Source organism: Rhizobium moroccans (genome assembly GCF_057559155.1).
This window is the reverse complement of the sequence record NZ_JBHFJG010000041.1, coordinates 1-4,888: the sequence shown is the minus strand read 5'-3', so window position 1 is coordinate 4,888 and position 4,888 is coordinate 1. Positions and strand designations below refer to the sequence as shown.

5 protein-coding genes and 1 other RNA gene are annotated in these 4,888 nt (G+C 62.1%); 4 read left to right on the top strand and 2 right to left on the bottom strand.

Annotated features, from left to right (window positions below; genetic code table 11):
* Nucleotides 1-147 precede the first annotated feature (147 nt).
* Nucleotides 148-1,158 (bottom strand): type I glyceraldehyde-3-phosphate dehydrogenase, encoded by a 1,011-nt coding sequence (gap, locus tag ACE04I_RS19280; RefSeq protein ID WP_046794610.1) that lies wholly within the window; start codon nt 1,156-1,158, stop codon nt 148-150.
* 42 nt (nt 1,159-1,200) lie between these two features.
* Nucleotides 1,201-3,183, bottom strand: coding sequence for a transketolase (tkt, locus tag ACE04I_RS19275; protein ID WP_046794609.1), 1,983 nt, complete (start codon nt 3,181-3,183; stop codon nt 1,201-1,203).
* A gap of 326 nt (nt 3,184-3,509) precedes the next feature.
* Here tkt and ACE04I_RS19270 point away from each other — a divergent pair, with 326 nt between their 5' ends.
* From ACE04I_RS19270 to ACE04I_RS19255, 4 genes are all read left to right on the top strand, one after another.
* The gene (locus ACE04I_RS19270; RefSeq protein ID WP_046794608.1) at nt 3,510-3,782 is read left to right on the top strand and encodes a DUF4164 domain-containing protein; all 273 of its coding nucleotides are present in this window, start codon (nt 3,510-3,512) and stop codon (nt 3,780-3,782) included.
* A 13-nt stretch (nt 3,783-3,795) separates the two neighbouring features.
* Complete coding sequence (locus ACE04I_RS19265; RefSeq protein ID WP_046794607.1) at nt 3,796-4,173, top strand: cell division protein ZapA; 378 nt, start codon at nt 3,796-3,798, stop codon at nt 4,171-4,173.
* Nucleotides 4,174-4,239: 66 nt separating this feature from the next.
* A non-coding RNA gene (gene ssrS / locus ACE04I_RS19260) (6S RNA) lies at nt 4,240-4,398 on the top strand.
* A 322-nt stretch (nt 4,399-4,720) separates the two neighbouring features.
* Nucleotides 4,721-4,888: CNNM domain-containing protein (locus ACE04I_RS19255; RefSeq protein ID WP_487207541.1), on the top strand; the 168-nt coding region annotated here is incomplete at its 3' end.

Below are 4,888 nucleotides of genomic sequence, written 5' to 3'. Positions count from 1 at the left end.
CCCTAACCCTCTCCCCGCTTGCGGGGAGAGGGGACGTGCCACACTCGACGTTGCGGATATGGCGGACCATCGAGGCGTATGTCCTTCTCCCCGTCAGAACGGGGAGAAGGTGCCGGCAGGCGGATGAGGGGCAATCGATAGGAAGGATCAGATCAGCTTCGCGAAAGCGACCGCGGTGTCGTTCATGCGGTTGGAGAAGCCCCATTCGTTGTCGTACCAGGTGAGGATACGCACGAAGTTGCCTTCCATGACCTTGGTCTGGTCGATCGCGAAGATCGAGGAGTGGTTGTCGTGGTTGAAGTCGCGGGAGACGAGCGGCTCTTCCGTGTAGCCGAGGACGCCCTTCAGCTTGCCGTTGGCGGCGGCCTTGATGGTCTCGTTGATTTCCTGGACCGTGGTTGCCTTCTTGGCGACGAACTTGAAGTCGACGACCGAGACGTTCGGGGTCGGAACGCGGATCGACGTGCCGTCGAGCTTGCCCTTGAGGTGCGGCAGGACGAGGCCGACGGCCTTGGCGGCGCCGGTGGAGGTCGGGATCATCGACAGAGCGGCAGCGCGGGCGCGGTACAGATCCTTGTGCATCTGGTCGAGCGAGGGCTGATCGTTCGTGTAGGAGTGGATCGTGGTCATGAAGCCGTGGTCGATGCCCACTGCGTCGTCAAGAACCTTCACGACCGGAACCAGGCAGTTCGTGGTGCAGGACGCATTGGAGATGACCATGTGCTCGCTGGTGAGCTGGTCATGGTTGACGCCATAGACGACCGTCAGGTCAGCGCCTTCGGCCGGGGCCGAGACGAGGACGCGCTTGGCGCCGGCGGTCAGGTGTGCTGCGGCCTTTTCACGCGCGGTGAAGATGCCCGTGCATTCCATCGCGATATCGACGCCGAGTTCCCTGTGCGGCAGGGTTGCCGGGTCCTTGATCGCGGTGACCTTGATCGGCCTGCCGTTGTTGATGGTGATGGTGTCGCCCTCGACCTTCACCTCGGCCGGGAAACGACCGTGGATGGAGTCGTAGCGCAGCAGGTGAGCATTGGTCTCGACGGGGCCGAGATCGTTGATGGACACCACTACGATGTCGGTGCGGCCGGATTCGACGATGGCGCGCAGGATGTTGCGGCCGATGCGGCCGAAGCCGTTGATGCTCACTTTCACAGTCATTTCACAAACTCCCGCTTGTTCTCAAATCTTCACGTTGTTGCGTCAGCCGAGACGCTGTTCAGCAGCGGCGACAACCGCTTCCGCGGTGATGCCGAAGTGCTTGAACAGCTCCTTGGCGGGGCCGGAGGCGCCGAAGGACTTCATGCCGATGAAGACGCCGTCGGAGCCGATGATGTGGTCCCAGCCCTCACGGACGGCAGCCTCTACGGCAATCTTGACCGGCGCATGGCCGATGATCGCCTCGATATAATCTTCCGATTGTTCGGCGAAGAGCTCGACGCAGGGCACGGAGACGACGCGCGTCGGGATGCCCTTCTGCTCCAGCACGCCCTGAGCCTTGATGGCGATCTCGACTTCCGAGCCGGAAGCGAAGATCGAAACCTTGGCATCGCTTGCCGAAATCAGCTCGTAGGCGCCATAGGCGCAGAGGTTCTTCTCTTCGTATTCCTTGCGCGCCGGCGTCAGGTTCTGGCGGGTGAGAGCCAGGCCGGACGGGCGGTGCTTCTCCTTCAGCGCGAGCTGCCAGCATTCCGCCGTTTCGGTCTCGTCGGCCGGGCGGAAGAGGAGCAGGTTGGGGATGGCGCGGAGTGCCGCCAGATGCTCGACCGGCTGGTGGGTCGGGCCGTCTTCGCCGACGCCGATGGAATCATGCGTCCAGACGTGGACGACGCGGATGCCCATGAGTGCGGCGAGGCGAACCGAGGGACGGCAGTAATCGGAGAAGATTAGGAAGCCGCCGGAATAGGGGATGAGGCCGCCGTGAAGCGCGATGCCGTTCATGGCGGCGGCCATGGCATGCTCGCGGATGCCCCAATGCACGTAGCGGCCGGTGAAATCGGTCGGGGTGATCGACTTCATCTGGCTGGTCTTGGTGTTGTTGGACGGCGTCAGATCCGCCGATCCGCCGATCGTCTCGGTGACGATGCTGTTGATGATCTCGAGCGTGTCCTCGGACGCCTTGCGGGTGGCGACCGTCGGGTTGTTCTCGGCGACCTTCTTCTTGAAGGCGTCAATGGCGCTGTCGAAGCCGCCCGGCAGGTCGCCGGCGAAGCGCCGCACGAATTCCGCCTTCTTCTCCGGGGCGGTGGCGGCAAGGCGCTCTTCCCATTCCTTGCGGGCCTTGGTGGAGCGCAGACCGGCGAGGCGCCAGGCATCCAGCACGTCGGCGGGAACGGTGAAGGCTTCCGCCTCCCAGTTCAGCGCCTTGCGGGTGGCGGCGATTTCTTCCGCACCGAGCGGCGCGCCGTGGACCTTGTGGGTGCCGGCCTTGTTCGGAGCGCCGAAGCCGATGACGGTCTTGCAGGCGATGAAGGTCGGGCGATCCGATTTCTGCGCCTCTTCGATCGCGGCCGCGATCTGGTCGATGTCGTGGCCGTCGATGGCGATCGTGTTCCAGTTGGCGGCCTTGAAGCGGGCGACCTGGTCGGTCGAGTCGGCCAGCGAAACGGCGCCGTCGATGGTGATGGAGTTGTTGTCCCAGAAGAGGACGAGCTTGTTGAGCTTCAGGTGGCCGGCGAGCGTGATCGCCTCCTGGCTGATGCCTTCCATGAGGCAGCCGTCGCCGCACAGCGCATAGGTATGGTGGCTCTGCAGATCGCTGCCGAATTCGGTTTCGAGCTTGCGCTCGGCGATCGCCATGCCGACGGCGTTGGCAATGCCCTGGCCGAGCGGACCCGTGGTGGTCTCGATGCCCGAGGCGTGGCCGTATTCCGGATGGCCGGCGGTCTTCGAACCGAGCTGGCGGAACTGCTTCAGATCCTCGATCGTCATATCCTCGTAGCCGGTGAGGTAGAGGAGAGAATAGAGCAGCATCGAGCCGTGGCCGGCGGACAGAACGAAGCGGTCGCGATCGGGCCAGAGCGGGTTCTTCGGGTCGAATTTCAGGTAGCGCGTGAAGAGAACCGTCGCGATGTCGGCCGCGCCCATCGGAAGGCCGGGATGGCCGGAATTGGCCTTTTCCACAGCATCCATGGCAAGGAATCGGATCGCATTCGCCATCCGGTTATGTTTGTCGCGAGAGGTCATGGCTAATCCGTTTTTCCGGTGTCGATCACGGTCTGGGAGAGGACCGTATGAAAGCGGGTGATCCTTAGCAGGTGCAACGCGCAAGTCAATAAAACTGCGCCCCGGAAAAGGGCCTCTTGGCCAACAATCCCGCAGCCTGCTTGAATTATGAGCAGGCATGGCGAGTGCTTGCAATACTTCGAAAAAAGCGGTGATCCACAGGTAGGACAGGCACTTAACCGCGGGTTTGTTGACCGGTTTCGTGACGGGGACTAGTCTCGCGTCATGTCGGAAAGGGCGGCTTCACGATTCGGCCAGCCCTCGGTGCCAGCAGCGGAAAAAAGTGGATGCCCGCGGAAAAGACGGTGGAGCAGGCGATTTCGGAACTCAAGGCAGCAATCGGGGGCCTGGAGAACGCCGTCGATATGCGCATCGAGCGACAGCGCATGAACAGCGATGTCGAGGGCGAGGTAAAGCGGGTGCATGCCGACCGGGCAAGGCTCGCACAGGAACTCGACCAGTCGCAATTCAGGGCGAACCGTCTGGAAGAGGTCAACCGGGAGGTTTCCCGGCGGTTGGTGACGGCGATGGAGACGATCCGCGCCGTGCTGGATCGTTAAACGAGGATATGGGATGGCCCAGGTTACGGTGACGATCGACGGCAAGGCCTATCGCATGGCCTGCGAGGAGGGGCAGGAGAATCACCTGGCCGAACTCGCCGATCGCTTCGACAGCTATGTGGGTCATCTCAAGGGGCAGTTCGGAGAAATCGGCGATCTGCGCATCACGGTGATGGCCGGCATCATGATCATGGACGAGCTTTCGGAAATGACGCGCAAGATCGCGGCGCTGGAAGGCGAGATCGCTTCGCTCGCGTCCAATCGCGACGGCGCCCTGGAAGTGCAGCAGCGCAGCGACGAGGCCGTGGCGCTGGCGCTCAGCGACCTCGCCGTGCGGCTCAACGGGCTGACGGCCAAGCTCAACGGCCGTGTTGCCGCAACGGTCAATTGATCCGGCCATGAGGAAAAATCAATAGGCGCCACTGGCGCAAATCAAGCTTCGCCCTTATATTGCGAACGCGGTCTGCGCCTCTCGACAGGAACCACAATCCCTGGGGCCATACTCGATCCAAAGGGAGCTGTCCCTGACCAGGCCCGTGGGCTTGGACACACGGTGCCCACCTACGTTTGTAGGCGCCCAGGATCGTAAATCTCCATCGGTTGCCGTGGATCGCGCTTTCTTCTTTTTCGAGTTTCGTGAGGCCGTGGCATCCTCCTTTCACGGCGTCCGCGAACCGGCTGTGCCGTCGGGTTTCACCGGCTTGAGGCATTATCTCCCAAACATTCCTTCCGCTTTTTGTTCCAAGCATTGCATTGGCCGGGTTGCCCCCCTATGATCGGGCCCGAGTGAAGGTGCATAGCTCCGAAAACCGGCTCCGGTTTTCTGAACTGTGCGCGAAACATCGTTTCCAGGATTGCCCGCCGTTTTGCAGCGGCATGGCCTTCGAAGCGGTGAACTGTTTCGTGCGCAGGATATTGTCCCAGCTAAAGAGCTTCTCTTGTTAACTGAAATATTCATCGTCATTGCTCTCACCGTTTTGAACGGTGTCCTCGCAATGTCGGAACTTGCCGTCGTCTCATCCCGCCCCATACGTCTGAAAGTCATGGCCGAGCAGGGCAACCGGGGGGCGGCGACCGCCATACGGCTTGCGGAAGATCCGGGCCGC